General features: G+C 59.6%; 22 protein-coding genes, 1 tRNA gene and 1 pseudogene. 11 read left to right on the top strand and 13 right to left on the bottom strand.

Annotated features, from left to right (window positions below; all coding sequences use genetic code 11):
• Positions 1–11: 11 nt before the first annotated feature.
• A pseudogene (locus BQ8008_RS13910) lies at positions 12–260 on the bottom strand (helix-turn-helix domain-containing protein); the annotation flags it as partial.
• Between the two features lie 82 nt (positions 261–342).
• On the opposite strand from BQ8008_RS13910, the gene BQ8008_RS05485 reads away from it, so the two are divergent.
• Positions 343–543, top strand: a complete 201-nt coding sequence (locus tag BQ8008_RS05485; RefSeq protein ID WP_108833137.1) for a YdeI/OmpD-associated family protein — start codon at positions 343–345, stop codon at positions 541–543.
• 85 nt (positions 544–628) lie between these two features.
• On the opposite strand, the gene BQ8008_RS05480 is transcribed toward BQ8008_RS05485, so the two are convergent.
• Both BQ8008_RS05480 and BQ8008_RS05475 read right to left on the bottom strand, forming a co-directional pair.
• Complete coding sequence (locus BQ8008_RS05480) at positions 629–1,669, bottom strand: DUF1266 domain-containing protein (protein ID WP_108833136.1); 1,041 nt, start codon at positions 1,667–1,669, stop codon at positions 629–631.
• A gap of 89 nt (positions 1,670–1,758) precedes the next feature.
• Positions 1,759–2,931, bottom strand: coding sequence for an aminotransferase class I/II-fold pyridoxal phosphate-dependent enzyme (locus tag BQ8008_RS05475; protein WP_108833135.1), 1,173 nt, complete (start codon positions 2,929–2,931; stop codon positions 1,759–1,761).
• A 134-nt stretch (positions 2,932–3,065) separates the two neighbouring features.
• Here BQ8008_RS05475 and BQ8008_RS13640 point away from each other — a divergent pair, with 134 nt between their 5' ends.
• The gene (locus BQ8008_RS13640; RefSeq protein WP_234415248.1) at positions 3,066–3,512 is read left to right on the top strand and encodes a DNA-binding protein; all 447 of its coding nucleotides are present in this window, start codon (positions 3,066–3,068) and stop codon (positions 3,510–3,512) included.
• 315 nt (positions 3,513–3,827) lie between these two features.
• On the opposite strand, the gene BQ8008_RS13315 is transcribed toward BQ8008_RS13640, so the two are convergent.
• Positions 3,828–4,427, bottom strand: coding sequence for a hypothetical protein (locus BQ8008_RS13315; protein ID WP_159086773.1), 600 nt, complete (start codon positions 4,425–4,427; stop codon positions 3,828–3,830).
• Between the two features lie 75 nt (positions 4,428–4,502).
• Positions 4,503–5,609, bottom strand: a complete 1,107-nt coding sequence (locus BQ8008_RS05465) for an SH3 domain-containing protein (protein WP_108833134.1) — start codon at positions 5,607–5,609, stop codon at positions 4,503–4,505.
• A 458-nt stretch (positions 5,610–6,067) separates the two neighbouring features.
• On the opposite strand from BQ8008_RS05465, the gene BQ8008_RS05460 reads away from it, so the two are divergent.
• Positions 6,068–6,304 carry a hypothetical protein gene (locus BQ8008_RS05460; RefSeq protein WP_108833133.1) on the top strand — a complete coding sequence of 79 codons (237 nt, stop codon included), beginning with the start codon at positions 6,068–6,070 and terminating at the stop codon, positions 6,302–6,304.
• 99 nt (positions 6,305–6,403) lie between these two features.
• Here the strand turns inward: BQ8008_RS05460 and BQ8008_RS13310 are convergent, their stop codons facing one another.
• The 7 genes from BQ8008_RS13310 to BQ8008_RS05440 form a co-directional block, all read right to left on the bottom strand.
• Positions 6,404–10,201 (bottom strand): YobI family P-loop NTPase, encoded by a 3,798-nt coding sequence (locus BQ8008_RS13310; RefSeq protein ID WP_159086772.1) that lies wholly within the window; start codon positions 10,199–10,201, stop codon positions 6,404–6,406.
• Between the two features lie 350 nt (positions 10,202–10,551).
• Positions 10,552–10,824 (bottom strand): helix-turn-helix domain-containing protein, encoded by a 273-nt coding sequence (locus BQ8008_RS05450; RefSeq protein WP_234415247.1) that lies wholly within the window; start codon positions 10,822–10,824, stop codon positions 10,552–10,554.
• Positions 10,825–10,998: 174 nt separating this feature from the next.
• Positions 10,999–12,228: a hypothetical protein gene (locus BQ8008_RS05445; RefSeq protein ID WP_199907939.1), complete on the bottom strand. Its 1,230-nt coding sequence runs from the start codon at positions 12,226–12,228 to the stop codon at positions 10,999–11,001.
• 40 nt (positions 12,229–12,268) lie between these two features.
• Positions 12,269–13,060, bottom strand: a complete 792-nt coding sequence (locus BQ8008_RS13305) for a hypothetical protein (protein ID WP_159086771.1) — start codon at positions 13,058–13,060, stop codon at positions 12,269–12,271.
• Positions 13,061–13,449: 389 nt separating this feature from the next.
• On the bottom strand, positions 13,450–15,252 hold the full coding sequence (locus BQ8008_RS13300; protein WP_159086770.1) for a hypothetical protein: 1,803 nt from the start codon (positions 15,250–15,252) through the stop codon (positions 13,450–13,452).
• 38 nt (positions 15,253–15,290) lie between these two features.
• On the bottom strand, positions 15,291–15,623 hold the full coding sequence (locus BQ8008_RS13295) for a hypothetical protein (protein WP_159086769.1): 333 nt from the start codon (positions 15,621–15,623) through the stop codon (positions 15,291–15,293).
• Between the two features lie 841 nt (positions 15,624–16,464).
• The gene (locus BQ8008_RS05440) at positions 16,465–17,331 is read right to left on the bottom strand and encodes a hypothetical protein (RefSeq protein WP_108833130.1); all 867 of its coding nucleotides are present in this window, start codon (positions 17,329–17,331) and stop codon (positions 16,465–16,467) included.
• Positions 17,332–17,617: 286 nt separating this feature from the next.
• Between BQ8008_RS05440 and BQ8008_RS05435 the strand changes: the two genes are divergently transcribed.
• From BQ8008_RS05435 to BQ8008_RS05400, 8 genes are all read left to right on the top strand, one after another.
• Complete coding sequence (locus BQ8008_RS05435; RefSeq protein WP_009233120.1) at positions 17,618–17,917, top strand: hypothetical protein; 300 nt, start codon at positions 17,618–17,620, stop codon at positions 17,915–17,917.
• A gap of 264 nt (positions 17,918–18,181) precedes the next feature.
• Positions 18,182–18,874: a hypothetical protein gene (locus BQ8008_RS13635; protein ID WP_234415246.1), complete on the top strand. Its 693-nt coding sequence runs from the start codon at positions 18,182–18,184 to the stop codon at positions 18,872–18,874.
• Between the two features lie 304 nt (positions 18,875–19,178).
• On the top strand, positions 19,179–19,943 hold the full coding sequence (locus tag BQ8008_RS05425) for an MT-A70 family methyltransferase (RefSeq protein WP_234415245.1): 765 nt from the start codon (positions 19,179–19,181) through the stop codon (positions 19,941–19,943).
• A 54-nt stretch (positions 19,944–19,997) separates the two neighbouring features.
• On the top strand, positions 19,998–20,189 hold the full coding sequence (locus tag BQ8008_RS05420) for a hypothetical protein (RefSeq protein ID WP_234415244.1): 192 nt from the start codon (positions 19,998–20,000) through the stop codon (positions 20,187–20,189).
• A gap of 762 nt (positions 20,190–20,951) precedes the next feature.
• A complete protein-coding gene (locus tag BQ8008_RS05415) occupies positions 20,952–23,000 on the top strand; it encodes a type IV secretory system conjugative DNA transfer family protein (RefSeq protein WP_234415243.1) in 2,049 nt (682 codons plus the stop codon).
• Positions 23,001–23,241: 241 nt separating this feature from the next.
• A complete protein-coding gene (locus tag BQ8008_RS05410) occupies positions 23,242–24,099 on the top strand; it encodes a replication-relaxation family protein (RefSeq protein WP_234415242.1) in 858 nt (285 codons plus the stop codon).
• A 260-nt stretch (positions 24,100–24,359) separates the two neighbouring features.
• Positions 24,360–25,004 (top strand): recombinase family protein, encoded by a 645-nt coding sequence (locus tag BQ8008_RS05405; RefSeq protein WP_234415241.1) that lies wholly within the window; start codon positions 24,360–24,362, stop codon positions 25,002–25,004.
• A complete protein-coding gene (locus BQ8008_RS05400) occupies positions 24,997–26,931 on the top strand; it encodes a recombinase family protein (RefSeq protein ID WP_108833128.1) in 1,935 nt (644 codons plus the stop codon). The genes BQ8008_RS05405 and BQ8008_RS05400 overlap by 8 nt, the downstream gene beginning before the upstream one ends.
• Here BQ8008_RS05400 and BQ8008_RS05395 read toward each other — a convergent pair.
• Positions 26,894–26,978: transfer RNA gene (locus tag BQ8008_RS05395), tRNA-Leu, on the bottom strand. The genes BQ8008_RS05400 and BQ8008_RS05395 overlap by 38 nt on opposite strands.
• Positions 26,979–26,993: the final 15 nt, after the last annotated feature.

The following is a 26,993-nucleotide window of genomic DNA, read 5'->3' as shown; positions in this document are numbered from 1 at the left end:
ATTCCACGGGTATTGCGGAGGTCGCTGACCTGCTGCTTGCTGATGCCATAGCGCTGGCAGATCTCGCGCACCGGCACGCCCTGCTGGTAGAGGGTGATTATGTCCTCCTTCTGTGCTGGCGTAAGGCGGGTGTGATGCTGGCGCAGGCGCCGAGGCGGGGGAGCGGCTATGGTAGCCGTGGTTGTAGTGGCTGCAGCGGCTCCGTCGTCGGGCGGCAACGTCCTGGCGAACTCCAGCAGCGTCTGCCAGTTCCTGGTCACGGAGGAGCAGAGAGCCACCACAAGTTCCGTATACGAATCCCTGGACCGTGCGACAGCCTGTTGGGCAGCTGGAGGAGGCAGAATGAGTAACGATCAGGCAGGAATCCCGGCGGAGCTGGCCGAGGCGCTATCGGAGAACGAGACGGCGGGGAAGATATTCGCGGCTCTGCCTTCATCGCACCAGAACGAGTACCTGCGCTGGATCAGTGAGGCGAAACGTGCCGAGACCCGCCAACGCAGAGCTGCCAAGGCTGTGGAGATGATGGTCGACAAGCACGGGTAGAGCGGCCCGTTCCTTACCAACTCAGTGCGACGGCGACGGTGATGGCGAGACGGATCGCCAAGCGATATCGCCGCCGCGGTGCGTCTCAAAGGTTCTTCGTGAACCGGTGACGCCACTCGGGAGGGGTGCCGAATTGCTGGAGACGACGCTGTCCGCGCAGAACGACCTGATCGTCAACCCAGCGCTCCCACTGCGTGGCGCGTGCCCGTTCGCCTGTGCTCAGGGGCTCAGCCACGCCGGCACCGATGAGATCGTCCAGGATCATGAGAGACGACTCGGGAACCTGGACTTCCCAGGAAATGAGCTTCCAGGGGCCATCCGGTCCCAGGAGGACAAACGAGCGGTTGAGGTCATGAAGGTCGTTGAAGTGCTCGTCCTCGCCGCCCTCGGAGTACCAGTACCAGCGTGTCAGTCGGAATGATTCCCAGACCTGCGTCCAGCTCTGATAACGCTCCCGCAGCGCGCGATCCAGCAGAGCCAGCGTGTCCCACGCCTCCGCCTCCGTCAGCCAGCCCAGTGCGCTGCCGTACCGTGTCAGCATGGCTGCGCGAACTATGTCCCAGGCCGCGAAGTCCACGTTCTGGATCCCTCGGTCGTTGCTCCGCATCCGTTCCAGGCGCCACAGCGTCTCGGCGGCGTCCTGGGAGGACTCGGCCGAGCCTCGCAGCTCGTAGCGCTCCGCCTCCGCCAGTGAGGTGTTCGTCCATCGGGCCCGTTCCTCGTCGAAGTCGCTGCGGTGGCCGGACATGATCAGCCAGAAGACCTGAGTGAGAAGGTCGAGGCGGGAGTGCACTCCCCAGTCCCGGGCGAGCATGTCGCGCTTGCCTTCAAGGTCGGAGCAGGCCAGGCGATCCCACGGCTCATGGTGGCACAGGGAGTACGGCGCAGAGATGGCCACAAGTCGTTCGTACGGGCCGCAGGAGAACGAGCCGGGCTCTGCGCCCCGCACGGGGCGATGGTGCTCGGTGAGCTCATTCCATGTGGACTCCTCGCCCTCATGAGGAGACGATGCGGCTTCGTCCCGACGCTGCCGAAGTTTCTGACGAATTGGTCTATATAATTCGGCGACACAAATTACCCCGAAGAAAACCAGGGCAATAACGAGGGTGGGGATCTGCGAGGACATGAAGAATATTGTGCAGCATACAAACAGGCGAGCACCAAACTCGTGCGTAGAGATTGATGCCGTTGTTATTGGGTTGAATGCCCGTTTATTTACAGGCTGCCGATCAGTCTTTCGAGGCGGTTCATTCCCTCGTACAGCTCCTCGCGGGATGCCGCGTAGGACAGTCGCACGTGGGAGCGAGCCGTGGTCGTGGAGAAGTCCTGCCCCGGAGTGAGGGCTACATGCGCCTCCTCCAGAGCGCGGTGACAGAAGGTCTGGGCGTCGAGCCCTGTGGAGGAGACATCGAAGTAGACGTAGAAAGCGCCGTCGGGCAGGACCGGAACAGGCAGGCCGATGCGTTGCAGCCCGTCGAGCACGATGCTCCTGCGAGCAAGCAGCTCTTGCCGGCGCTCCTCGCATACCGAGATGGACTCGGGGGAGAAAACCGCCAGCGCGGCCTGCTGAATAGGGGTCGAAGCGCACAGGAAGTAGTTGACCGCCAGGTTCTCAGCGGGTTGCACCAGCTCCTCGGGAAGGATCGCCCAGCCCAGGCGCCACCCCGTCATCCCGAAGTACTTGGAGAAGGAGTTGATAACGATCGCCTCGGGGTCGGTCTCCAGAACACTGTGCGCCGGTGTGCCATCGTCGTCGGGATCGGCCAGGCCCAGGTAGATCTCGTCAACGAGCCGCCAGGCGCGACGTTCACGCGCCAGCGCGCAGATCGACGCCAGCTCCTCGAAGGGAATAGACGTGCCCGTGGGGTTGGATGGCGTTGCCAGCATCACCGCGCTCGTCTGCGGAGTCCATACCGACTCGGCCGAGGCTCGGTCCATCTGGTAACGGCTGGCAGGACTGGTGGGTGCCAGAACGATCCGGCCCCCGTAGGTCTCCACCAGCTGACGGTTGCAGGGGTAGGACGGATCCGCGATGACGACGTCGTCGCCGGGCTCTGTGGTTGCGGCGGCTACCAGCAGAAGCGCCGCCGACGCACCGGTGGTGACGACGATCCGTTCGGGATCAACCTCTACACCGTGCCTGTCACGGTAGAAGCCTGCGATGGCCTTACGCAGTGCTAGCAAGCCCAGAGCGGGGGAGTAGGGCAGCGGCCGGCCGTCCATCACTCGGCGCATCTCCTCGCGGACAGCGGGCGGGGCGCCGAAGTCCGGCTCACCCAGGCTGAGCTTGGCGATCGAGTGGCCCTCGGCTTGGAGGATCCCAGCGCGCTCGCCGATGCTCATGGCATGGAAAGGCTGAGCGGTCTTGGCTCTGGCGGCGATCTTCATGACGGCTCCTTGACGCGGGGGAAGGACAGGGCCAGTGTCCACCCTCTCGTGGCGGCAAGGCAAAGGTTCCGTGAGGGGACGCGGACACCGACACTTCGATAACCGGCGGTGAGGGGTTGTCTAGCGATGCTGTGGTGCGCTTCAGCAAGCTCGATACAAACAACTGGAAGCCCCTGCTCGCCTTCCGCAAGCGTCTCATCGCGGGTGAGGTGGCTCTGGAACCGGGCACGGCTAGCGTAGCGCCTACTGGGCAGGCGAGCGAGATCACGACGACCCGCGGTATCCGCAACGCGGCCTGCCGTCCGATCAGCGCGGAGAAGAAGCAGCAGATCGTCGATCTGGCCCGCACGGGCATGGTTGTCCGCCAGATCGCTACCCAGGTCGGCGTCGCAGAGACCACTGTCCGTGCCACATGCCGCCAGGCTACGCAGCCGCCCCGCCGCAGGCGACGCTTCACCAGCGATGACCTCCAGCGTGCCCAGCAGCTCCACGCCCAGGGGCGCACCTACATCGAGATCGGCCTAGAGCTCGGCTTCGGGCGGGATACGGTGAGCAAGCATCTAATGGCTGCGCAGGAATGACAAGAGGTGGGGGAGCAGTGTGTGTCCTCTGCTCTTCTCGTAGATGACGATTTAGATCGCCAGGCGCTTCGATTTCTACCGCACTACCGCGACCAAGCACCTAAATCAGGCGAAAAAGACACTGCACGCTGACCCAACCGACCCTGCCTTCCAAGAGCGGGTTCGGCAGGCCTACGCCGAGCTTGGCACAGTAAAACACACTGCGCAGCGGTTGGGTGTCAGTAAGGATACGGTACGGAAGGTTGTGCGGGGTGAGTGATTGGAGACTAAACGTAGGTGCATATAGTCAAGTGCCATACGACTAACCTTCAATTCTCACCACCGATACCGATACACAAAAGCCCCACCTTCTACATCAAGACAAAAGTAATCTATCCAGCCATAGAACATGCACTGTGAATGCGGTGCAGATATTGCTTGGTCGATCAAGGATGAAGCCTCGAAGCGAGCCGGTGTCGGCAAATGAATTTGCCAGCCAGGGCCATACAAGAAGGCGGTGCTCATGATATCCCCTTTGAAGGCTTCTTTGGTGCTGCCAGGGACCAGCCCTTTTCCTATAGCGGAGAAAGGGCTCCATGGTGTACAGTCTTGTTCAGAGCAGTTCTTGTGTATGATTTGTGACGCTATCTCCTTACGTTTCTGTGCGTCATTAATTCGCCCCACTACTGCTCCATCGTAGTCTTTCTGAATCGATAGCTGTCGAACATAGCCAGTGTCGTAGACAATCGTCGCATTATCGGTCGCAACCCGCTTCACTCGCTGCCGAAAAATGGTAGTGATGTGATGCTCTGGCCGCATGCCGAGGAGACCGTGGACGATGCCGTAGTGCCAGAAGACGAAGCAGGCAGTGGCAACAATAACGAATTTGGCTAGGCGACGCCAGGGTGGAGACAAAACTAGAATCGATAATGTCATTCTACACTAATATTATCACATTTATTTCTTCTATGTCGATGATTGTTGATCGTTTGCTAGCGTTTGCAACGCTATTTACTGGTAGCATCCGGCAGAATAGACGTTGAACTCTTGAGCCTCTCCGCGGGCTGCGGCGTCCTTTTCTGCCGTATACGGGTAGTCGAAGTCATAATAGTCATAGACGAGAAAACAGTGTTCGGATGTGCGGTAGAATGCGAAAGCACCTACAGACACATAGACATTTTTGTCGTTCCAGATCGAAGTAAATTTATCGACCTGCCTAACGGCACCGACGGGCATATTGTAGCCAAAATCCTTAAGCCACTGACGTTTGCTGAAGAATGACCAGTCTACACTCACATCCACGCCGGGATTTCCGTCTTCTTTGTAGTAATGACTGAGAAGGGAGTCTGTAACTCGAGCGTCGTCTCCGTCGTAATCAATCTTATGTACTTTTGGCCAAGTGCGTGGCGCATTTGGAATTATCCCTGCCGTTGGACTATTTCCTTTCGGTGAGTTACAATCCGGAATTTTCGAACCGTCCCCATCGACTGATAAATATGCTGCAGACACCCAGGTCTCGTCTGTGGTGTAATACCATCTATCTGAAGTCTTTCCATCGGGGCCGCTTACAGATTCGCCTGTGGTCCAACATTCTAAAGCCAAAACTGTGTTAGCGGAGTAGAGTTCATAATCAAAATGTTTGGTGGTAGGGCCTATTCTCCCGTTAACATACTCCACCCCAGAGTTATTGTTCACTTTAGCTGTGAAAATCGGTGAATGATTTGGAGTGGTTGTCATCGATTTTTGTTGGCTCTCTGGACACATTCTGGTCACTGGTAGGTCGCTTCCCGTAGAGAGCATAGAATCAGCTATCCATCCTGAGCCGTACCCATCCACTTTGTACCAGTAGTTACTGGTGCCGTACGGGCCTTTGACGTATTCACCGACTTGATAGCAAATTAGCTTTACTGTCTGGCCGGCCTGAACCTGTCCCATTGGCTGCCTGTTGGTGTCAGGGCTCGTTCGGACGTTGGCGTAGTCCCACCCAGGGGCGGAGAAAACTGTGGCGGTGACTTCGTCCGCGCGAGCCGGCGGTGTCACTGTCGTCACCCCAGTGGCGAGAGCTGAAGCCAGGCCGAAGAGTACGAACTGCTTGATCTTGTCGCTCGTCTTGCTCATCGTGATCCTCCTCGGGGATGAGGGCGATGGAGCTGTTGACTCCAACAGACGTCCTTGCCTGCACGTTGAGCCTATACCGCCTAGACGATTAGTAGTGGCACGCGTCACTAACTGTGATTAAACCGTAACAATAGTGCGGTTGCAGCCAATGCAGATGGGTGAACGTTGGAGAAACGGTGCAAAACTGCCCTAGGAGTTGGCGACTGTGGGGGCCAACTTCCCAGGGCGAGTCGATATGGTGAGCATGCTCAAGCGCTGGCGGCGTGTACCTGTCCGCACCCGTGTCGCAGTGGGGACAGGTCAGGATCAGGCTCCCGCTGGCCACAAGCGGCAGCAGCGCGAGTTACAGCTAGAGTGACCGTCATCCAGGAGTCGACCAGTGACGGCAGCAACGTCGTCAGTGGGGACGGTGGCGTTAGCACCGGAGCTGGGTTCTGGAGACAACGTGTCTGGAGATCTTGCAGGCCTACTCCAGATACGGCTACACGCTGGTGGCGACCCGACGTGCGCTGGAGGTCGCACTGGCTGAGAGCAGGCAGACCGAGCAGCGGATAGACCTCAAGCAGCGCAGCCTCCTGGTGCGGTTCGGGCGGCAAAGTGTCGAGCAGCTGGTGGCCGACTACCTCGACCGCGGGCTGACCTACACGGAGATTGCCAAGAAGTACGAGGCGGCACTGAGCACAGTAGGCAAGTAGATCTAGCAGGCCAAGCGCCAGCGAGCGGAGGCCTCACTTTGATCCCAGTCATCAAATTGCAATTATGCCATCATGCTCCGAAAGTCATAAATAATCCACCTACCTGTGGCGATTAACGGAGTATCTATGTTTCTCAATGTCCTCGGTATATGTCGACACCTCACCAACGCTCTTAACTGTAAGTCGCTCCAATAGTTTATCCGTCCCTACAATTGCATCAACATACACGCGTTGCCGCCCCTTTTCAAGAAGATCACTGTAGGGTCGCCCCAATGCCGTCACGATGTCACGAATATCCGAACCTGACAGGCTATCCAACTCCCTAGCCACAAGCGGCACGATGACATCAGGTTTGACCTCTCGACTGATCATCCATATCAGTACCGTACTATCAGTGCGCAGTTCCTTCTGAGCCGCAACGGACTTAGCAAGTAATGTCAGGTCTTCGACATCCATTCCGGAGCAGTACGATGACATCCTGTCGAGAATATTCTGCTTAACCTTAGCCGGAATCAACCGGCTCTGAACTATTGCAAGGACATCATCCCCAACAACGTAAATGTCCATATAGTCAGCAAACCGCTGGGAAGAAGCGATCGCAAACTCGCGACTTGGCCAGTCAAACTCCTTTGTCAACTCGTAGGCGGCTGGGTCGTCAGCAATCAAACCGGCCTTGATCAGGTACCCAACTAGTTTGCCTTCTTGCGCCGTAATGTAGGACGCAGGAATTGGTTCGGCGTAACCTATCGACGCGACCAACATCACACGCTGCTTAGCAGAAATCTGCTCTTCCTTTAGACCAAGAATCGCGGTGGCGAGTTCGATATATTTCTCGTTACTCAGAGCGTCACCCTGGTTCTCAATTGCAGAGTGCCGTTCCAGCAACTCAATTAGATCGTCATCAACACCGCGCTTACTAACGTACGGCCACAGATTCGAAGTCGTCACGGCGAGGCGGTCGTGGGCCGCCAACATCGACCAACAGCTAGACGGCAGGCCATCTAGATCGATAGACCAGTTTCCCCCCGATGACGCCAGTAGGCTCGAGAGTAGCGGCAACGCTTCGCTGCCGCTCAACTTCACGTTATCTGCCGCCAAATCTTTCGGTCTCGTACTCGCTGCAACATCAAGCTTCACAACATCAGCGATGACCTTCGCCGTGTCGGCTGAGCCAACCAATGCCGACAACTCGCCGCTCTTATCCTCAGCGATGATGGCAAAGTATGCTTTCAAGGACTGTAGAAGATAGGTGTACACGACTGGCTTTTCGCCAAACAGGATATCAAGAGCTGGTTGATGATCGTCTGATACGGTACCTAAATTCTGGCGGTTCACTTTGTAGTAACCACCTTCGATCACAAGCTTACGTAAGCCTTCATGAATTACAGAGATGTCAACAAATTTAACGTCAGCTTCCGCTATAAGTGCCACGATCTTGTCAGCAGTATCACTGACCACCGGCCCAGTGAAAACAGGCATGATTTCATAAAACTCTTCGATAGCACTCTTAAGCCCGGCAGTGTCGTACTTTGTTTCGGGAACCATAAAACGAAGCGCCACGTCACTATACTCAACTACCTCAGCGACAGCTATACCTCGAACCTCCATAAGAACGTTAATGATTCGGAAGTATTTCGGTGCCAACTCGACAACTAACAACCTTCTATTCTCGATCGGCTGACCTGAAGCAAGGAAAGCCTTAAGTAATTTCTCGCCACTTTCATTATTCTCCACAATTGATGCTATGATAGTTTCGAAATGCTGACGATATTTTTTCTTGTTAGACAAGAGAAAGTTGAGGATATGTACGTTGTAGGAACCTGGGCTAGCAAATTCACTTATATCGATCGTTCTATCCAAAATAAGCTGCTTCACCTCCTTTTCGTTCAGCGGATAATTCAGGTTCATTAGACCTTGTCCGATATGCTGCATCCGGAATGTCATCGCATTGGCAGACAAAGATGTAGTATGGTAGGTCGACGTATAGAGCACGAAGTTCTGGTCAATATATCCATGGCGGATGAGAGCGGCGGCAAGTTTCGATCCAAGTGTTTTCTCAACGTAGGCGCTAAAAGTTTGCTCAGCGCCATTCTCTGATGGTACCATCACCGAAGGTTCGCTCATCAAGTCAGACATGTGAGCGGACTGGTATCGCTGGCGATCAGCATCAAGCTGACGTAATTCAGCACCTATATCATCCTTGGTTCGTTGAACAATGGATGTAGATACCAGGTCTTGCCCTATAAATTTTGCCATGTCGCTCTTACTGTATTTAAGCGGCATCGGCTGATCGTACCGATCCTTAAGACCTTCTATTGTGACAGCATCAACGTCAGACAACTGGCATAAATGGTTCCAAAATCTTACGGTATCGATCTCGTCCTCAGAGAATGTTAGGGGCCCAATACCAACAGAAAACGGGCCACCCCGAAGTTCAAAGTGTTCGCTAGCCCAACTGATCATCCCCTCCAAAGCCTCGCCTCGCATTTTTGCCTCGGCATGGGGGTCCTGTTGCTTCTCAAGCTCATCGTATTCTTCATTAATTGCACAGATGAGTTCTGCCGTTACCCGCACACTCATCCGGTAAACTTCGCCAAGTTTGCTCTGGTCAAGATGTATTCTCTCAAAGTCCTTCAGATGAACGGATTTGTAGAGCATGAGTGCAAATAGTTTGTCAGGCTCGAGCTTGAGGCCGCCGTCTCCGAGTATAAATTGTGCGTATATCGTGTATTCGTTGCATACGCTTCGTAGGAGGCGGAAGTCTGGGATGTACTTTGCGACGTGATCGATCAGTTCGTCCGAGATTTTGGGCTTGACGCCCTCGAGCTCCTGACGCATTAAGTCTCGTGCGCTTCGGTGAGTTACAAACGGCACGACCGGGATGATGACATCAAAGAACTTCGTGCGGTTCGCTCTTTGAATTTCTTGAATCGCCCTGTCTTGGGTATCTTTCGCCACTTCATCGGTATCAGTTACGGTCTGAGGTTCAAAAATTGAGTCCTTCATTGCGTAGATGAAGACTACCTTGTTTTCGTCAGACTTACTCTTTCTTTCTTGGAGTTGCTCGGCATTATTCAGTAGCGTGTTGAGTTCATGTAACTCTTCGAAGATCTCCCAGTTACTGAATCGATCTATGTCTTCAAATACGACGATGCGGCATGTCGACATTTCAAAGAAGTAAATTATTTCGTCAAGATATCGATCAAAATAGCTGTCGTCATTGCCGCTGTCAGAGCCGGATAGTGTGAGCGTTGCAGGGCCAGCGGTAAACTTATCTAGGTGAACAGCGCCTCGTAAATACTTGCTGGCGAGCCATGTCGCTAGGGATAGCAGTAGCCATAAGCAGACAAACTTGACGCCGAATTCCTGCCATGCTGAGTCGCAAACTTTTGGGATTTTGGAGAATCCCCCGATTGCTGCAATGACGATAGTCAGCGCAAACGCAATCAGCGTAGATACGACTAGCAAATGCTTCCAGTCAGGTTTCTGAATGCGTTTGAATCGCGATACAGGCAACTCGTTTGGAGGCTTCCGATAGAGAAGTTGCTTGACGATCTCTTTCTGGATCTGATTAGTCTGTGGAGAGATTGATCCGTCAGAGAGTTCAGAAGTACTTGAGCCGACCGACTTACTGAACCCTAGCGTCGAAAGCGAGATGAATATAGCGCCGGGGTGATCTTCCCGAAAGCCTTGCAATATGGAGCTTTTGCCGACACCATATGGTCCGCTTAAGGCAATGTTTGTTACCTCGTCCTGCTGAATGGCGTCATTGAGTGCATCAACATACGTGCGATGCTGCTCTGGGTTATAACGCGGGTGGAGTGGCTTCAGCTTTCGTGCGTTTTTGTCTTCGGCAGCTCCGTCTTTTTCGGTTGACACAATAATATTACTTGTCATTGTCTATCTTCTTCGTCGATTCTAGCATTTTATTCAATATTAATGAAGAGCCGATTACGCTGATGCACTTCAGACCGCACAGGTCTGGCGCACACCCCATCAGGTGCTGTCACAAGAGAGGTCCATACCGCCAGTGTTCCACTCGACTCGCGAGGTGGTTGGGCAGTAGTGATCACAGATAGGTCACGATAGAGAACGAAAGCTGACTCGCTTCTTAGTATGTTTTACTTCGTTGTGAGTGCTCACGTCCCTACTGCTCCAGGCGACCGCTAAATCACGAGCAGAACCGTGTGTTGGGACAGCACTCGGGAGTTGTCATCGTTAGCGCTCAGAAGCGCCGGTGCATCCACCTACTCACTCATCCCACCCACCAGTTCCTCCACCTGCATGTCCAGCGCCGTTGCCAGGGCGATGAGGGTGCGCAGGCGCGGGTTCATCGGGGTGCCGGGGCGGGACTCACCCTTCTCAAACTTTTGGTAGGTGTAGGTGGAGATACCGGCGGCATGGGCCAGGGCTTCCTGGCTGAGGCCTTTGGCGATGCGGGCGTGCTGCAGCCGCAGGCCGAGCTGGCGAGCGATGGGCCACCACTGCTCGTCTTGGCTGGTGGAGGAGGAAGCGCGCACGATCACCAGCGTCAAGCGGCCACCAATTTGGCACCACCATACCTGTATGGCAATCTAGAGATGTCAGCCGAGATGGAGGGAGGTGAGCAGCATGGGTGGCGACTGACCACACGCCCCACGTAGGGGCCAACTCATCCCATGGCTGCCTCCTACATGGCAGCTGGGCGGTGTCCGTCAGGCTGCACGAGCTTGGCGGGCGTCGTCTTCCGTGGCTGGTACTGCCTTGGCGGCGTTTTCAGAACTACCGGCTGAGCGTGGTGGCCTGGCGTTGGTATCGGGCGCAACCTCAGCCCAGTCGTCCTGCTCGTCTGGCAGCGTCCGGACAAAGACCATGCCAGCTCGCGGGAAGAGCCAGCCGTCGTAGCGGTAGCGCAGCGTTGGTGCGTCTGGCACTTGAGTGAGGCGTCCTCCTTCTCCGATGGAGGCGAAGTCGAGGATGCGCATCTGGCCGACTTGCTCTGGGTCGTAGCGCAGCTCGACGTCGAGACCGCGCGTGGGGCGGTCGATATCCAGGTGCACTACGTGACCACTGCGTAGCGTGCGAGTGCGGAAGCTGAAGGAGATGACGACCGCCTGCTCCTGCTGGATGACCTGCTCGCCAAGATCAACGGTGTAGACCTGGGAGACCTCATCTACCTGCCGGGTGAACGGTACCGGTGTGCCGTTGACGGTGAACTGCTCCAGGGCGAAGACCTCTGGATCAGAGACAGCCAGGCCGGGCACTGGGCGGCGGTACCACACACTCGTCTCCCCACGCTCGGCCACTAGCTGGTCGTAGCGCTGACGGTCGGAGACAACGGCAAACTTGCGGAAGCGGTGCCGCGGCGTGACGGTGTACTCCCAGCGGACACGTAAGTCGAAAAACGGGGTAGGAGCGGTGCTCCTACCCCTTGGTATACCAAGGGTCGCGTCGACGCGGGCGTCGTACCAGCGCTCCTCGGCAGCCATGGCTTGGTGGCGGATGTCGGCATAGACCTCACGACCGAAGGCTGGATCACCGAAGCGCAGGCCCAGGCTGGTGCGAGCCAAGTCATCCAGCAGTTCAGGCGTGGCGATACGCGCTACGTCCTGACGGTCGAAGCGGAAGGCTTCGATGACGGCATCGCGTAGGGCTGGTGCTTCATCACGGATCGTTTGGCGGAAGCGTTCCGTCACCGCCCGCTCCTGGTCGCGCCGGAAGGTGTACTCAAAGAACGTCGACAGCAGCCCCGCGCCAAACAGCGTCCCACCCAGCTCGCCCAGTGGCAGAGCGTGCAGCCACTGCCAGTCTCCCAACTGCAACGGGGACAGCCAGGCGTTGAGCATCATGAGGAGGATGCCGGCCAAGGTGAAGGAGACGGCGAGGAGGGCGGCTTTGAGGCGACGGAGGCGGTGGTGGAGGGAGGGGGATTGGTTGGCAGACATGTATAAATCAATTATAACACTCTGAGTGCTATAGCATGAACTACATCGGATAACTTCCGTAATATTCTTCGTTGGTGTCTTCTTTTGATTCTGGAAGCACAAACGTAGTTGCAACGAATCGAGGGAGACTGAATTTTTCATTTCCAAGCAACTTCGCCCCTGTTTTAGTTGCAAAACTCCACTCTTGAACGTAGCGCCTCAGATACGGGATAGTAGAAAATAACATCACGTATCCCACAGACAAGCCTATCACTGCAAGTATCGGATACCTGACTGCAATAAGAGACGCCAGGCCTCCACCCAACAAATAGGTGCCGATGGTGCACCACAGAGCAACGCCAACGAGTTTATTTCCCATGCGCCACAGCGCAATGCGAGGTTCTCTGAGGATTCCGGTTTTGTAGTGGTCGCTTATCCGCAACCTTTCTCTATAGCTACCAATAAATAACCAAGCAAAGTACAAGGTGAACAGAAAACTCGCCCCTGCGCCTCGAATGGCATCCGCTCCAGGCATACCTTTCCTGATAGCAAGCGTGAAAAGCACGCCGAAAGCAGTCACCCAAACTGGGAATAGCAGTAGACGCCACCAGGGGACGTAGTACGTTGCAACGAGGCGCGCCTCTTGTTCTGTTCGTAGTTCAGTAAGTGGATGCTGCCGCGAATCGCCGTCGGCATCTTTATCGATTGTACTATTGATCCACTCAATGGTGCGCCGCGCCCTCGCCGAACGAGTGAGCTGGCTTAACCCATTCACAGCAGCGACGGCCGCGGCAACAGCGGCGGGAAGGGCGAAGATAAGAGTCCAAGTAGGAGATCCGGTAGATTCACTCATACCCACACGGTATGTCACTACAATCTTACGCGGGGCAGTTTGAGCCCTTGATGTTCTCAAGGCTATCGCCAGACTCGACTACGCAGTAGGATCATCCGTTCTCGAACTGCACAGCGAACTTACCTCACGCACATCGTCCTCAGCGCACCGGGTTCGTCAGTAGCCCACTGCCGTAGATCTTCCTTGGGCCGCTGGATGGAAGGACAGGTCAAGCAGCGCGGGTTGTCGGAGAAACCGCTCGCCTTACGTTCTCGTGCCGAGCCAGATGTGGTAGCTGTTAGGTTGAGGATGCGTCCCACCGATGAAGGGAGCAGTAGAGCGTGTCCGGGATGATGCGTGAGTACCTGGAGATATAGAGGAACCTAGCTAGAGCAGATACTACGGAAGATCTAAACTGATTGCCAAACGATACGTGCTTGATGGTATAGAATACCGGGAAGTTCAGCAAAGAAATTCGTCTTTGGTCCATGCCAGTGGAATAAACTTACGCCCATCCAACAGTATGCACACAAGAAACAACATACGAGTAATGTCGCATACAGCCAGGCAAGGGCGAGATGAAACTTGCGAGAGAAAGTGTGGCGCCAATTCTCCGTCACCAAGAAATCTAAAGCGAATACCAGGAAAGCGACTAAGTGTGTCGCAAATGTCACAAATGCTGCAACTTCAGCAGTGTCGCTGAGTCGATGAATGTATGCCAGTGTCTGCGGTGTTGGTTTATCTTCATGGGGGATTCCACTGCGGAGCACCAACGCAAGATTAACCGTGAACACTGCGGTAAGTGTAACGATCATCGAGACAACTAGCAGGACTCGACGGGAACCGAGCACCACGCTTACATACTCATGCTCCCGATCGAACAGAATGTAACCAGCCATGGCAGACGGCAAGATAGCCACGACGGCCACCATGCTAGATATATCTTGAGGAAATGCAAAGCTCTCGAATTTAATGAACATCAGGAGAAGAGCTGCCGACACTGCTAGCCCAGCAAGTGAAGCAAAGAGTGCAGGAAGGATAAACTGTCCTCTTTTTACGTGCACCCGTATCCGGAACAGCGCAGAAAGGCGGAGTCCGTTCAGTTGCGTAACATACACCGCTGCCTTGGTTCCTACATAACGTACATCACCAAGCTTGGTTTTATTCTCACTGTATATGTAGCCGTTCGGGGCAACTGTTGTCTTCTGTGACTCCCCGTCCACTTCGACGTCTTCACATTTGACGTAATCTATCCTCATGCCAGCCGGAACGACTAGACTTGCATATATGCCCAGTTGGGGCTCACTGCTTGCAGCAAGCAGATAGCTTGGTGGGGTAATTCCGTAACGTCGGAACTGTTGTTTAATCCAGCGGAATGGATAACTAATGGCTCGGTACAAGTACATTAAAAGCAGCACAAGGAATCTGAGTAAAATAATCCGCACTGTTACCGGAGTGTTGCTATCCAGTTGGTTTGACGGAGTTGGTGAAACGGGGGTGGATGATTGTGTTTTAGCTACATTCGTTAATTCGGCATACTGGTATAGTCCCGGCTGTTCCCAAGACAGTTTGATCACTCCTCGACCAGACGGCTTGAAGTGCTCTGACGGAACGTTAACGGAGGCGACGAAACTATCGCAGAGATGCAAGAAGAAACGACGAAATTCGCGGTTGGCTACCCAAGAATGCCATGTCACTTTATCAGTGATTGGCCAGTCAAAATCACACTGTTCTACATATGTAAGCCAGCATTCGAACTCTTCTTTAATTAAAGACTTACGGCCACGAAGTATAGTGTAGATTATATCGACTTGTTTCGCATCAATGTTATCCAGCAAAGACTTCGACAACTGGTTGAGCCAGCCAAACACGTAGTAGGTTGCAATGCGGGCTGACTCGGAACGACTTGCGAAACACACAGAAGATTGCCAAGGGCCACTGACATCCAGGGAGACAAACACCTGTTTTTTGAACCAATCGAGCGGGATCGTAAGGATGCCGTCGCGATTCTCGAGGTCTCTTAGTGCGGCAAAGACGACGTCGTAAGAAACTTTGATTCTGGTCGAAGTCGAGTCGATCGGCTCATGCTGGCGCACTTTACGAACTAGCCATGATGGCTCATTTTGCCAATGCTGGTAATAGTGCTCTGCATATTTTTTGACTTCTATGAGGGTGGGTGGAATCGGCCCTTGAAAAAGGTGTCTCGTGCTCATTGTGGTAACTAAGTGTTATTGAGTATCGAAACTATACTTCATTTGGTAGATGAAGGTGGAAAAATATTCCCCGGAGCAGGCACGATCGGATCAACTAACACCGAGTAGGCACTTAGTACTTTTACCTTGGGACGTTTCCCCTCTTGTGCGGCACTGCGAAACAAATCGAACAGTGACTTGAGGTTGACACTTCCAGACGCGAGCATTTTTTCAACTTCCGCTTGCTGTATCGCAAGACTCCCAAGGGACTCGCGTTGTAATCGACTGTGAGTGTGAGTCTCGTGCCCTGTTTCGGCTGCGACAATCTTGGCCAGCCCGTCTTTCGTGGGCTGGATTGATTGATCTTCGCGACGGGACAATGCTTCACTCATGGTTGCTACTATTTAATCACAGTCAACCTAATAACGCAATGTTTCAATTATGAGATGGGTGTCTTGCTGTTTATATCGGTTGGTGTATTGGTGGCCTCGATTGCGGAGGTCGAGTTCCTTAGCTCGCAGGCATTCGGCAACGTCGACCTAGCTGTCTGTTGCAAGGCGGACGCATCTGGTGTGCAGCAGACAGACGCCATCGTCGGCAGGTGAGCCCAGGCGGACTGCCAGGCGGCGACAACTGCCGGCGTTGTTGCCGCCTGAGAGCGTCTATGTCTGCCTGGTAGCGCATGCCTGTCTCCATCGTCGCGCTGGGCTGGTGGTGCCCGCAGATCGTTCTGGACACTTGGAAAGGTAGCACTCTGTGCCGTGGTTGCCCATAGGGAGCGGGTGCCCAGGGGGTGTGACGACGGGATGCCGTTGTAGGAAGCGGGCAGTCCGGCGCTCGGAGGTGGAAGAAATGACCGAAAGATCGGCCTGGGGTCACGTGTTGTTTGTGGCTAGCGCCAAATTTTGCAACAGTTTGGTCTCTTCCGATGCGCGGGTGTGGCGGCGTCGTGCCACCTGACATTTGTACTATCGCCCAAGCAGGCTGGCAGTGTTAATTCGCCTAGATGTGATCGCCGCCTCGGCACTTCAGCTCCGTCGTTGCTCCTCTGAGGCTCTGGGGCTGCTCAGCGCACTGACGAGACGCTGCTCTTGGATGCCTTGCCTTTTCGGCACTCTTGCCGGAAGCCTTCGAACAACCCGCTGCAGACGTCGTGCTGGGTGAGGGGTACGCGCTGCTGGGCGCTGAGGTTGGCGCGGTTGTACTGACTTGCTGATCACGGTGGGTGTGGTTTCACTGCTCATCCCTGGCTACCTCCACCATCACGATGGTGCGGTAGGTGGTCATGCGGGTGTGGAGGCCGGGGGTGAGGTGGCTGTGGTCTTGGTAGAAGACGGTGCGCATGGGGGCGTCCTGGCCGGTGATGGATACGGCCAGGACGGCGTCGTCTGGTTCGACGGCCTGGGTGTCGGGCAGGTCGAGGGCGAGGCGGTGGCGGCGCATGGTCAGCCCGTCGCGCGAGACCTGAGGGCTGGTGATCTGCTCTAGATCAAGCGTGATCTCTCGTGGGCTATTGCTGGAGGGGTAGTGCCAGACCTGGATGAGGGCTGCCTTGGCGGGCAGGTCGCTGCTTGTCATCTGGTCGATGATGACCATCAAGCTGGTGCCACTGCCGCCGAGCTGGATGCTGAGTGTCTCGGTGCCGAGTCGTCCGGCGACCTGGGCGAAGTAGACCAGGTCGCGGGCGATGATCGGCATGCCGGCGTCGCTCCAGCGGCGGGCGGTGCGCTGGTCGCGCCAGTCCTGCTCGGGTGAGAGTGCTTCGGCGGTGAGCTGGAGGCGGTCAAGGACGGTGTCGGCCGGAGCGGACAGAGAAAGGGCGGCGGCTGCCTCGTTGCGGCCGCTGTGCTGGTAGCGGGCCAGCTCGCGCTGAAACAGCAAGAAGGCGTCCAGCAGGTCGTCGCCACCACAGACCTGCCGCAAGGTGGCGAAGGCGCTGAACTTCTGCACCGTCAGCTGCCCGTAGGCCTTGCGCAGAGCCAGCAGCTCGGCCAGCACCAGCTGCTCCAGCGCGGCACGCTGCTCGGCCTCATCCGTGGTGTCGCCTATGGGGAAGACGCCATGTGGCAGCGGGGTGGCTGGCTCCGGGAGCGTGCTCATGACCCCTATTCTCACCGACCGGTTTGGCGCCGTGCTGCGCAGATGCAGCACGGCGCACTTTTCTGTCACGACACCACCAATGGCTGCGGGTTCTCCTAGATGTGCCAGGTCAACCGGACGCCTGCACCAAGGTCGTCTCTGGGCGGTGCGGCAGGCCGGTGGCGTGATCTGGGTGGCCACCGGGCCGCATGTGCCGCCCAAGGCGGTGGCAGCGGAACCCGCTCCAGGGTGAGCGGCCGCCCCGGCAGTCTTCCTCTCTTCTCTTCTCCTCTCGAAAGGACTTCTCATGGCTTCTACCAATCTCAGTCTCTTTTCGCCCCAGCGCACCCGGATGGGGGTGGTGCTGGGCAATGGCCAGGCCCGGGTGACCCGGCGGGAGATCGAGCAGGTCGCCGCCCAGGCAGAAGTAGCCGCCCAGGCCGAACAGGCCCGCGCCTTCCTGACCTCCCAGGTCCTGACCAACATCGCCACGCTGGTGACCCAGGCCGAGGCCCAGACCCGCATCGCCCCCGGCGGTGCTCAGTTCTACGAAGCGATCATCACGGGGTATGCCCTGGGCGCTGGGCAGCGGATCGGGCAGCTGTAGGCGGCGGGGCGCTGTGGTGCGTCGCTGACCCAGGGCGCGAGCCCATGCGCGACTGGTGGCGTGGAAGCAGCTCTGAGCTACCAGACGGCAACAGCGGTGGCTGCGCGGTTGGGCGGGACTGTCTCTTCTCGGCGGGTCTCAGTACAGCGGGGCCGGTACCGGAACGTCGCCGGCCCAGTAGTGAGCACTCTGCCTCGTGCCTGCTCTCCTTCTCCTCTCGTTCTTTCTCTTCTTCTCTCTTTCTTCATCTTCGGAGGTTTCATCATGGCGGTCGTCATCGGGATCCTGGCTCTCATCGGCCTGGCGGTGGTGGGCGCAGTCGGCTGGGCGTTCGCCCACGGGGTGCGCGATGGCCTGGCCGAGTGGCGGGAGACGCCGCCTGGCGGAACGAGTCAGCCGGTGCCCGTCGGCGAGCCGCCGCTGTCGCTCTCTGCCGCGCTGCCGAGCAGCTACCAGGCCGGCCAGCTCGCCGGCGAGGTTGCAGCCAGCTGGCGCTCCGCACACCAGGCGGCCAGAACAGCTGGAGCAGGCGTACCAGCCAGCTCATCCTGGGCAGCCGCCCTGGCCCTGGGCAGCGAGCTGAGCCAGCAGCGCCAAGAGGCTGGCCGGGCCATGCAGGCAGCAATGGCCCAGGTGCTGCAGGACAACGAGCAGGCAGTACGGGACGCAGCGGCTGAGGCTGCCGGAGGAAGGCGCGACACCAGCAATGGTGGGAGTGGTGCCAGCAGCGGTGGCGGTGTCACTGACGAGAGCAGCGGCAACGGTGTCAGTGGTAGCGGTGCGTCTTCTGGCACGGAGCCGGACGGATCGAATGGTGACGGCAACAGTGGTCAGTCGGCGGCTGGTGCGGCCCGTCCCACCTGGCCGGCTCGCTCACCCTCGCGTCGCCCGCCGCGCCCGCGTCCCAGGCGGTGCACACAGCAGCGACCGGCTCGGTCGGACGAGCGCCAGCCGTGAGCGTCTGGCTCCATTCCTCGCCCACATGCTGCGTCATTTCGCCCGCTTGTTGCAAAAACTACAGCACCGACTTTCGTGGCCACTAAATGGCGCGTGTGTCCATTTTGTTTCCTGGGGTGGCACCACAGAAACGGCTCAAGAACGGCGAGTGTCGCATCGCTTCGTAATGTAAATCGGGAGGCCTTGCAACACGCGAGTGTTCGTGGAATGTATGGGATAAGGGCAACTTGCTGCCGAAGTGCAAAACACTGGCAGCGAGCTTGCCCGGAGCAAATAGCACGTATGAACAAAAAGGAGGGACATCATGCAGCAGACGAAACAGACAAGACGGGCATGCGCTGGGGGAGCGGAATCTCGGCACGGTGCGGTGGCCAAGCAGGCTGGCGCAGTAACGAAGCCAAGTACTGGCTCATCGCCCGCCATCCCTGGCCTGCCGCCTGGTGGCTTTGCCACCATCCTGGTCGATCCGCCTTGGCCACTGCAGAGCGGTGAGAAGCACTACCGGACGATGAGCCTGGCGCGGATCACGGCTTTGCCAGTGGGGGCGCTGGCGGCCCGTGATGCCCACCTGTGGCTGTGGACGACCAACGCCTTGCTGCCGAAGGCGTATGAGGTGGCTGAGGCCTGGGGCTTTACGGTGCGCAGCCCACTGACCTGGGTGAAGTTCCGCCTCGGCCTGGGTGGCCGCTACCAGCTGCGCAATGCCACCGAGCAGCTGCTGTTCTGCACCCGGGGGAGAGCCCCGCTTGGTTCGCGCTCCCAGCCGACCTGGTTCAACGCCCCAGTACAGGAGCACTCGCGCAAGCCGGCTGAGCAGTTCGCCATCATTGAGCGGGTCAGCCCTGGGCCGTACCTGGAGCTGTTTGCCCGCCGTCGGCCGGAGTCGAATCAGCCCTGGGCGGTGTGGGGCGACCAAGTAGCGAGCGACATCCGCATCCCTGGCTTTGCCGTGCCGCGGTACAGCGAACGCGTTGAGAAGGCGGAAGCGACGCCGCAGAGGATGCAGGCAGACGACGCCGCTGGCGATAGCGATGGCCGCGGCGGTAACGGTGAGGAGGTAGAGCGATGAGTCGGCCGTGGCATGACAAGTACCCCCTGAGCAGTCTTCGAGGAGATGGTGATGATGAGCGATTCGAGGCGTTCTTTGCCCGGCAGCCTGCTGCGATGCGGCGTCGGCCTGCTCCTGATCGCGATGGGGCTGAGGTGGATCGTCGCCATCGTGCAAAGCAGCTGGCCCTGGCTCGCCGGGCTGCTCGCCGTGAGCGCCGCCGCCTGGCTGGCAGTGCGCTGGTGGCAGAGCCGACGGGAGTGGTGAGAGAGCCAAGCACTGGCCACCACTGCACCCAGCCTGCCAGCGATGACCGGCGACGGACTGGTCGGCGGTCTCACTCTCCAAGGAGGCACTCATGATGGCCCGCTACGCCGGTGGTCGCCCAGGTTCGTCACGGCGGGTGCGGCTAGTGCCGGTGCGGCAAAGCGGCATGGATCACCGGGCGGTGGCCCGGATCGTGCTGGCACTGGCGCGGCAGATGGCAGCGGATGAGGCTGTGGAGCCAGAAGTTGATGGGGCGGTGTCCTCAGGTGCTGAGGTCTGCGCGAAAAGTGCGCGCCGTACCTCGGTGGGGCGCTGCGCTGCGAATGAGCCTGTGTCGGCATCGGCTGGGAGTGGCTTAGCCGGACGGTGTGCTCACCAGCGTCATGAGGGCGCTCATTACTCGGCTCATGATCTCCTTTCCACTACGTCTCACGCCTTGCCGGATCGCGCCGGTGCGGCTGAGTCCGGTGAGGCCGCCTCTGCTCCGTCCGCCCTGGGAGGCACCCCGTGATGGCCCGCCCTGCTCGTCCCTTGGTGTGGCATCAGCTGCGGTTTGCCTTGCCGCTCGGCCAGGACACAGCGGTGGGGTTGGTGGAGCGCATCCTGGCGGACGCTTCGCTTGGTCGGGTGGTGCTGGAGCTGCGCGCCTACGGTGGTCAGGCGGTCTGGGCGGTGGGCTCGAGCGCGGGTGAGCGGTTGGTCTCGGTGGTGCGTGAGTTGGTGCCGGGGTGCCGGGTGTCGCGTGGGGTCTCGCGGCGGACGGTGAGCCAAGCGGTGGTGGTGTCGGCCCGGCCGGTCGGGGTGGGACTGGCGGCGGAGCGGCTGGTGGCGGTGGTGCGGGCTGTCCTGGCTTCCTTGGCGGTGACGGCTGAGGACGAGGAGCTGGTGGTTCAGCTGCAGCTGGGGCGGCGCTTTGCCCCGGAGGCTTTGGGGCGGGTGGAGCCGCAGGGCTGGCTGGAGCTGCTCGGCCTCGTTCCGATTCCGTCTCTTAGTGGTGAGCGGGGTCGGCGGCTAAAGGCGCAGGTGGGGCGGCATCGGGCGGCAGTCTGCCTCCGCCTGGGGGTGCGAGCGGCCTCGCCGCTGCGCCAGCGGACGCTGCTGCAGGGGCTGCTGGGGGCGCTGCGTGTGCTGGAGGGGCCGGGGATGCGGCTGCGCGCCCGTACGGAGCACCCCGCCCGGCTGGATGCGGTGCGGCGGCCCTGGCGGGCAGGGTTGGAGCTTGGTGCAGGAGAGATTGTGGCGATGGCGGGCTGGCCTATTGGTGAGCTGCCCTTGCCGCTGCTGGGTAGTGGGCACCCGCGCCTGGTGGCGCCGCCGCCGGAGGTGGGGTCTGGGTCGTCCCAGCGCGTCGTTGGGGCGAGTGCGGTGCCCGGTAAGGAGGAGTTGGTACGCCTGCCAATTTCTGATGCTATCTACCACACGCATCTGCTGGGGCCGACAGGTGTGGGTAAGTCGACGGTGCTGCTGTCCTTGGCGCTGGCTGATGCGGCCGAGGGCCGGGGGCTGCTCCTGCTCGACCCCAAGGGCGACTTGGCGACGGACTTCGTGGCGCGCCTGCCTCAGGAGCGGGCGGCGGATGTGGTGGTGCTGGATCCGACCAATCCCTGCCCGGTGGGGTTCAACCCGCTGGCCGGGCCGCCGGAGCTGGCGGTGGTGACGGCGGAGGCGGTGCTGGGGGTGCTGGCCGAGCTGTTTCGCGACAGCTGGGGCATCCGCACCGCCGATGTGCTCTCCGCCGCGCTGCTGACGTTGGCGCGTATCCCGCAGGCGACGCTGGTGTGGCTGGTGCCGCTGCTGACCAACCCGGCCTTCCGACGCCGGGTACTGGCACTGGCCCCACCTGATCCTTTGGGGACGGACGTCTTCTGGCAGGGCTATGAGGCCAAGCCGGTGCGGACCCAGGCGGTGGAGGTCGCGCCGGTGCTCAACAAGCTGCGCCAGCTGATGCTGCGCCCAGGCCTGCGGGCGATGCTGGGCCAGGCCCAGCCCCGCTTTAGGCTGGCGGATCTGCTGGAGCACCGACGCATTGTGGTGGTCAACCTCAACCAGGGCCTACTCGGGCCCGGAGCGGCCCGCTTGCTGGGGACCCTGCTGGTGGCGCAGCTGTGGCAGCACCTGCTGGCACGCCAGGCAGAGCCGGCCCAGCGGCGGCAGATCGTCAGCGTGTATATCGATGAGGTCCAGGCCTTCCTGGCGGGACTGCCCGGTAGCCTGGCCGACGCCTTGGCCCAGGCCCGCTCACTGGGCGCAGCCTTCCACCTGGTGCACCAGTACCGCGGCCAGCTGAGCAGCGAGATGATGCAGGCGGTGGAGACCAACACGCGCTCCAAGGTGTACTTCGCGTTGTCGGCGACCGATGCGGCCGCAGCGGCTCGGTTGGCTCCGGAGCTGGAGGCAGCCGACTTCCAGCTGCTGGCCCAGTACCAGGCCTACGCCACCGTCATGCACCAGGGACGCCGCTCGGGCTGGTTCTCCCTGGCCACCCGGCCTGCCCCACCAGCCGTGCGCGATCCAGCCCTGCTCTACGCCGCCAGCCACGCCCGCTACGGCATCCCGGCCGAGCAGACCGAAGCCGAGCTCATCGCCCTCACCAGCGGCAGTACGCCGGCCGCTGTCGACGCGAATGAGCAACGCAACCCGACGACGACGCTACAGGATACGACCACTGTTGCCACTGGAGATGAGATCAGTGAAGGAGCGGCTAATGATCTGAAGCCTGCCACTCTGGATGAGGCTGGGGCGGATGGATCCACGAGTGGGGCTGAGTCTGGGCGGTCCCGTCCCGCGATTGGCCGCAGGAGGCGACCATGAAGCAACTGGTACGCAACCACATGACCTGGCGCTGCTGCAGGCGAAGCACGCGCCGTGCTGTTGGTGCGGTGGGCCTGCGAACCACTGGGCGGGGGCGTCGTCTCGGTGGACGTGTCGGTCGACGCACCGCTGCACTCAAGGCTCGCGGCAAGCAGCGGCACCAAGCCCTTTTGTGGTCGTTTGTGGCGGTGACTGACCCCACTTGGTGTGGTCACGTCTGGATCGGCGGAGGCGGCCAGCGATGAACCGGTCACCCACAGAGAGCACGGCCCGGTTCTCATCGCTGGTGCCCCCGCCGATCCATCCGATGCAGGCGCGCCTGCTCGCCCTGGTGGCGGCCCACCGCTTCGCCACCACCACACAGCTCGCCCGGCTGACCGCACCGGAGTACGCCTCGCCGGCATCGGCCCTGCGCCAGACCCAGCGCCACCTGGCCAGCCTGGCCCAGCAGCGCCTCCTGACGAGCCTGGAGCGGCGGGTCGGGGGCTGGCAGGGCGGCTCAGCCGTAACCATCTGGGCCGCCACCACTCGAGGCCAGCGGCTTATAGCTGCAGACGAGGGTGAGGAGGTGCCGCGGCGGCAGCGGCCCCGTGAGGTGTCGACCACCTTCCTGGACCACCTCCTCGCAATAACGGAGGTGCGCACCAGCATCGAGGAGGCCGTCCGCCAGGAGGAGGACACCGAGGCGGCAGTGGCCTTGGAGCCGGACTGCTGGCGCACTGCGCTCAGCCCCAGCGGCCAGGTGCAGGTGCTGCGCCCCGACCTGGCCGTGACCATCACCAGCCCAGCCTATGAGGACCGCTACCTCGTCGAGGTTGATCGGGCTACCGAGAACCCCGGCCGCGTCATCGCCACCTGCTGGCGCTACCAGGAACACCAAGCCACCAGCGCCTCGGCCAGCGACGGCGATGTCTTCCCCCTGGTGGTCTGGCTCGTCCCCACCGACCGCAGACGCCACCGCCTGGAGCGAGCCATCGCCCACAGCACCGGCCTGCTGCGCGACCTCTTCCGCGTCATCCGCCTCGACCAGCTGCCCACCCTGATCCATGGTGGCCCCGCCGCCATCCCCACCCCACAACCCAGCAACCAGACACGCTGACACACCAAAAGAAGGCATATCTTGTGCGGCACCGGAAAACACCAGCATCCCAGTTAGTGGGGTGAAATATGAAGGGGAGTGAGGCGAATATTGCGCACAGCAGACAACCACCTGACCACGCCACTTTGACAGGCTTGCAGATTGCCGCCAGGGGCCAAGCGAAAACCGGACTGGACTTTTCCGTCCATCTGAGCGTCAATAGAAAGAGAAGACACACAAACGAGTGAAATAGCAATATATATGACGAGAGGAGGACACCGATGACAACACAGACAAAGACGAACGCACGAGATGAGCGCCCGACGGTGCTGGAGGCGGTGTCCGCCACCGCGCTGGACAGCCAGGCGGGTACCGGGGCGATCGCCATCTTCTACGGCGCGGCCCGCTACCCCTTCGAGCTAGCCCGGCAACGGGAGCTGGTCGAGGACTACGCCGAGCAGGCCGGCCTCAACCTGGTCACCGAGTTCCACGACCGACAGCAGCGCCAGGACGGGCTGAGCATGCTGCTCGATGCCTGCCGGCGCGGTGGAGTGGAGTACGTCATCACGGCGAGCTGGCCCACCCCCAACCTCACCACCACCGAAGCAGACGCGGTCGTCGAGCAGCTCGCAGCCAGCGGTACCCACCTGGTCTGCCTCAACAGCTGGCGCCCCGGCGACGGCACCCCACCCGCCTGGTGGAACGACGAGGAAGGCGCATGGATCCGGCAGCTCGACGCGCTGAGGGAGGAAGACCGTCGACAGCGTGAGCAGACCAATCAGCCCAGCCAGCCTGGCGAAACCGGTGGAGCCGATGAAGTAGATCAGGCTGGGGAGGCTAGCCAGCCCAGCGACGGCAACCAGGCCAGTCGAACCGGCAACGCCAGTGAACACACCGAAACCACCAAGGAGGTGCACCATGCCTGACGCACTCGCCCCCGATCCCTTCACCGCTATGGCGGCGCAACTGACTCCGAAGCGGGCCGTCTCATACATCCGTGTCTCCACCCGCGAGCAGGCTCAACGTGGCGGTAGTGAGGAGGGCTTCTCCTTGCCGGCCCAGCGGGAGGCCAACAAGCGCAAGGCCCAGTCGATGGGTGCGCTGGTGGTTAAGGAGTTCGCTGATCGGGGTGAGTCGGCTCGTAGTGCGAACCGTCCTGAGCTGCAGAAGATGCTGGCGTACCTCAAAGAAGACGGCGGGATCGACTATGTCATCGTCCACAAGCTAGATCGCCTGGCACGGAACCGAGCGGATGATGTGGAGATAAACCGGGCCTTCGAGGAGGCCGGCGTCCGCCTCGTCTCCACCAGTGAGAACATCGACCAGACGCCTGGTGGGATGCTGCTGCACGGCATCATGAGTAGTATCGCTGAGTTCTACAGCCGCAACCTGGCTAATGAGGTCATCAAGGGGATGGGAGAGAAAGCAAGGAACGGCGGCACACTGGGTAAAGCGCCGCTGGGGTATGTGAATGTGCGGGGGCGGGATGAGCATGGGAGAGAGGTTCGGACGGTTGAACTCGACCAGCAGCGTGCTCCCCTGCTTCGCCTCGCCTTCTCCGAGTATGCGACCGGGAACTGGACAGTCAGTCAACTAGCCAAGCATTTGGCAGGGCTGGGGCTGGACGTGCCAGAGACGCCGAGCAAGCCGGCTCGGCCCATTACCAAGGGGCGGCTGCATACGTTGCTGCGGCACCCGTACTACAAGGGTGTGGTGCAGTTCCAGGGTGTGGAGTATGCGGGCAAGCACGAGCCGCTGGTAGATGAGGAGACGTGGCAGGCGGTGCAGGCTGTGCTGGGCTCCCATCGCAGTGGTGAGCGGGAGCGGATGCATAACCATTTCCTGAAGAGCACGGTGGTGTGTGGGCAGTGCGGTAGTCGGCTGCTGGTGCAGAACACGAAGAATGGCAAGGGGGTGCTGTACCCCTACTTCATCTGTGCCAGGCGGCAGCGGCTGCATGACTGCTCCTTCAAGGCGGTGCTCATTGAGGTGGTGGAGGCGCAGATGCAGGAGGTGTATCGGCGGCTGTATGTCAGTGAGGCGGATCGCCAGGAGATTGAGCGATATCTGCTGGCGGAGTTGGCACGGATTGAGGGGGAGAAGGATCGAAGCGTCCGGTCGCTGACGGCGCGGCGGACGAACCTAGAGGATGAGCGGCGCAGGCTGCTGCAGGCGCACTACGGTGGGGCGGTGCCGCTGGAACTGCTCAAGGAGGAGCAGGAGCGGCTGGGGCGAGAGCTAGCGGGGATTCAGCGTCAGCTCGATGCCTACCAGGCAGATGCCAAGCTGGTGCGGGCGCATGTGGAGCAGGCGCTGGATCTGCTGGAGGACTGTTACCGGTTGTATATGGCGGCACCGGATCACCTGAGGAAGCAGCTGAACCAGGTGTTCTTCGAGCGGGTGCTGGTGAACCCGGCGGTGGATGAGGACGGGCGGGTCATCCTGCCTGGCGAAGGTGGTGATGACGGGGCTGGCGGAGAGTTGCAGGATGCGGACGATGGTGTGAGTGGTGCTGGTGGAGAGGGTGATGAGCAAGAGCCCGGTGTGCGTGCGGTAGACGATGCTGGTGATGAGCCAACACGTCGAGCTGATGAGGCGCCCTGCTCTGTCCGTGTGACGGACACCGGCAGCGATGTCTGCCTGGAAGCACGACTCAACCGGCCGTTCGACCAGCTGGCCAGCGCACGGCTGCGCGCCGTGGCACGGATCGCTGCCCTACGAAAATCGCCCACCTCGACAGGAGGTGGGCGACGGTCCCCGGCTGAGACAGCCGCAGGGGCTGTTTCTCAGGGTGAGGGTTTGTATAGCGATGCTGTGGTGCCCCCGGCGGGACTCGAACCCGCACGCCCGTAGGCAGCGACTTTTAAGGTCGCGGTGTCTACCGATTCCACCACGGAGGCGAGGTGCGCCCCGAT

Origin of the sequence: Actinomyces sp. Marseille-P3109, from assembly GCF_900323545.1 — a bacterium.
Taxonomy (GTDB): domain Bacteria; phylum Actinomycetota; class Actinomycetes; order Actinomycetales; family Actinomycetaceae; genus Actinomyces.
This window is presented reverse-complemented; position numbering and strand designations above follow the sequence as displayed.

Bases quoted from the DNA above. Each gene is read 5' to 3' on its own strand.
- BQ8008_RS05425 (WP_234415245.1), top strand. From the start codon at position 19,179: ATGCAGCAGACGAAACAGACAAGACGGGCATGCGCTGGGGGAGCGGAA.
- BQ8008_RS13305 (WP_159086771.1), bottom strand. From the start codon at position 13,060: ATGAGTGAATCTACCGGATCTCCTACTTGGACTCTTATCTTCGCCCTT.
- BQ8008_RS05420 (WP_234415244.1), top strand. From the start codon at position 19,998: ATGAGCGATTCGAGGCGTTCTTTGCCCGGCAGCCTGCTGCGATGCGGC.
- BQ8008_RS05475 (WP_108833135.1), bottom strand. From the start codon at position 2,931: ATGAAGATCGCCGCCAGAGCCAAGACCGCTCAGCCTTTCCATGCCATG.
- BQ8008_RS05445 (WP_199907939.1), bottom strand. From the start codon at position 12,228: ATGTCTGCCAACCAATCCCCCTCCCTCCACCACCGCCTCCGTCGCCTC.
- BQ8008_RS13295 (WP_159086769.1), bottom strand. From the start codon at position 15,623: ATGAGTGAAGCATTGTCCCGTCGCGAAGATCAATCAATCCAGCCCACG.
- BQ8008_RS05410 (WP_234415242.1), top strand. From the start codon at position 23,242: ATGAACCGGTCACCCACAGAGAGCACGGCCCGGTTCTCATCGCTGGTG.
- BQ8008_RS05405 (WP_234415241.1), top strand. From the start codon at position 24,360: ATGACAACACAGACAAAGACGAACGCACGAGATGAGCGCCCGACGGTG.
- BQ8008_RS13635 (WP_234415246.1), top strand. From the start codon at position 18,182: ATGGCGGTCGTCATCGGGATCCTGGCTCTCATCGGCCTGGCGGTGGTG.
- BQ8008_RS05480 (WP_108833136.1), bottom strand. From the start codon at position 1,669: ATGTCCTCGCAGATCCCCACCCTCGTTATTGCCCTGGTTTTCTTCGGG.
- BQ8008_RS05485 (WP_108833137.1), top strand. From the start codon at position 343: ATGAGTAACGATCAGGCAGGAATCCCGGCGGAGCTGGCCGAGGCGCTA.
- BQ8008_RS13300 (WP_159086770.1), bottom strand. From the start codon at position 15,252: ATGAGCACGAGACACCTTTTTCAAGGGCCGATTCCACCCACCCTCATA.
- BQ8008_RS13315 (WP_159086773.1), bottom strand. From the start codon at position 4,427: ATGACATTATCGATTCTAGTTTTGTCTCCACCCTGGCGTCGCCTAGCC.
- BQ8008_RS13310 (WP_159086772.1), bottom strand. From the start codon at position 10,201: ATGACAAGTAATATTATTGTGTCAACCGAAAAAGACGGAGCTGCCGAA.
- BQ8008_RS05400 (WP_108833128.1), top strand. From the start codon at position 24,997: ATGCCTGACGCACTCGCCCCCGATCCCTTCACCGCTATGGCGGCGCAA.
- BQ8008_RS05465 (WP_108833134.1), bottom strand. From the start codon at position 5,609: ATGAGCAAGACGAGCGACAAGATCAAGCAGTTCGTACTCTTCGGCCTG.
- BQ8008_RS05435 (WP_009233120.1), top strand. From the start codon at position 17,618: ATGGCTTCTACCAATCTCAGTCTCTTTTCGCCCCAGCGCACCCGGATG.
- BQ8008_RS05440 (WP_108833130.1), bottom strand. From the start codon at position 17,331: ATGAGCACGCTCCCGGAGCCAGCCACCCCGCTGCCACATGGCGTCTTC.